General features: G+C 65.1%; 3 protein-coding genes. 1 reads left to right on the plus strand and 2 read right to left on the minus strand.

Going from position 1 to position 2,186, the window contains the following annotated elements:
• Together VFA16_RS10680 and VFA16_RS10685 are read right to left on the minus strand one after the other, a co-directional pair.
• Window positions 1-214 (minus strand): hypothetical protein (locus VFA16_RS10680; RefSeq protein WP_324967781.1); only part of this gene is annotated, 214 nt, incomplete at its 3' end.
• 160 nt (window positions 215-374) lie between these two features.
• Entirely contained in the window at window positions 375-815 is a 441-nt protein-coding gene (locus tag VFA16_RS10685) for a peptidase inhibitor family I36 protein (protein ID WP_324967782.1), read from the minus strand.
• Window positions 816-1,054: 239 nt separating this feature from the next.
• On the opposite strand from VFA16_RS10685, the gene VFA16_RS10690 reads away from it, so the two are divergent.
• Window positions 1,055-1,996 (plus strand): helix-turn-helix transcriptional regulator, encoded by a 942-nt coding sequence (locus VFA16_RS10690; protein WP_324967783.1) that lies wholly within the window; start codon window positions 1,055-1,057, stop codon window positions 1,994-1,996.
• Window positions 1,997-2,186 lie beyond the last annotated feature (190 nt).

Raw genomic sequence — 2,186 nt, forward strand, 5'->3', positions numbered from 1 at the left:
ACCGCCTCGACATGTTCGCCGGGTCGCCGTCATCCCGCACAGCCGGAGGCCGGGTTGGCGAAGAATATCCGAAGCCGTACCGCGCCATACATTTCTTGATCAGCGACGCGCTCGCCAGATCGATGACGTGCAGCTCGGAAATCTTCGGCAGATACTGCTCCAGCGGCAACGAGAGCCCGTCAGCGGTTTCGAGCGGCGGCGCGCCGGTTACCATTGAAACAGGATGTTGCGACTCGTTTAACGCGTGCGGCCGTGCGCCGGCTGCCCCGGCGCACGATGACAGCGCGAGGCAAGTAGCGACGCCGACTATCCCCGCCGCAGCGGTGATCCGCAGCTGACGCCCGAGCCGGAATCCCGATCCAGGTTGACGCATCTCAGCCGCAGTCCTCGGCCTGCGACGCGTCGTTGTTCAGCGTGTGATTCAAGTTGCCGTACCAGTAAGCCGGTTCGCCGTCCCCACCGAGCCCGCCGTTGAAGTCGAAGTAGTCCGCGGCGCCGCCGTAGTTGGGGCTCACATAGATCGCTAACGTGCAGTAGCTGTTGTTGTATACATAATGCGTGTTGTTTCGCACGGCTTGGTTCAATCCGGCGGAGCCGCGGGTCGCGTCGTTGAAGACGTAGTTGACAGTGCACCAGTCGTAGCAGGGGATGTTCCCTGAGACGGCGACACGCGCGCCAGTGCCGTTCGCCGAGTAGTAGAGACAGTCGGTGCCGTCGCCATCGACGCAGGATGCCTTGGCCGGAGCGGCGACCGCGACCGCGCCTCCCGAGGCCAGCGCCACCGCGAGCAGCAGCCGAAGTGTCGAGCGAGCCATTTCCCAGTACCCCCAAAAACCGGCTTGCGAGTCTGTGTGTGACGAGTGAGTCGGCCCATGGCGTCACCGACCGGCCTCGCTGCCGCTGGCGTGTCAGGCCAAGCCGACAAATCCGAGCACGTCAGCACACTGATCATGTACCGTTGAGCGGTTCATTGTCAGCACGAATCGACTTCACGTTCGTGCATTGCACAGACGTACAGGGGGAAGTCATGTGCCGGTCCGCGCACGCAACCGTCATGTCCGACCACTCGGCACTGTGCCCCCAAGGCGCGGCGATCTACGCCTTGGCCTTCCAGACCGGAAGGATTCCCGCCGAGGCCGCCACCGATTGCATACGCAGGCTCGGCCTCCTCGTCGCCGACGAGGCCGAACCGCAAAGCCTCAGGCCGGTCGAGGCTCCGATAGCGGTGCGCCTGCTCGCCAAGGCCGCCCGCGACGTCGCGGCGGGTTACCAGGGAACGCTCAACGCAGTAGGCGAGGCGCTCGCTGCCACCACCGCGGGCTGGCGAACTGGCGGCGGCCACGACATGGTGATATCGCACCGGCGCCCGGAAGACGTCGCGCACGCACTCGACCGGGCCGCGAACGCCTGCGAAGAGCGATTCCTCTCCGCGCTGCCCGCGACGGAGGTAAGCGAGGAGTCGCTGTCCGCTGCCCTGCGCAGGCGGGTTCGCCATGCGGACCAGGGTATCCAGCAGCGCCATCTTTACCCCCGCAGCCTGCGCAAAGACGTCGGCTTCAGTCAGTGCGTCGAGACACTGGCGCAGAGTGGTGTGGAGATCCGCACCGCGGTCGAGTTGTCAGACGGACTCACCGTCTGTGATGACCACACCGCGTTCGTTTCGCTTGCCCAAGGTCGATCGAACACGGTGCTGGAGATACGCCATCCTCTCGTCGCGAACTTCGTACAGCGCATGTTCGACAAGGCCTGGAGCTACGCCGAGCCGTGGCGGTTCGGCAACCGGCGCACGACCGGGACGGTGGGCGAATCGGGCCAGCTGAAAGACATAGTTCGACTTCTGATCAGCGGCAAGACCGACGACGCCATCGGCCGACATCTCGGCCTCAGCCGACGCACCGTCGCCGCGTACGTCGGCCGCCTCTCCCGCGAATTGGGCAGCACAAGCCGTGCCCAACTCGGCTTTCTGATCGCCAAACACGGCCTGCTCGATCACTGATCTCATCAGGGCAATGCGGCATGCCGCCGCGTACGTTGGCCGCCGCCGACCTGGAAGAGGACGGCAGCCAAGTACGCGGTCAGGCGCTACGCGTTTCCAGTTCGATCACAGACCACGACTCGGCGGGGAGCACCGCAGTCGTGGCGCGGTTTCGGGTCTCGATCCGCTTGAGTTCGACGAGTGTCCCGTC

The organism is Mycobacterium sp. (assembly GCF_035653355.1).
Classification (GTDB): domain Bacteria; phylum Actinomycetota; class Actinomycetes; order Mycobacteriales; family Mycobacteriaceae; genus Mycobacterium.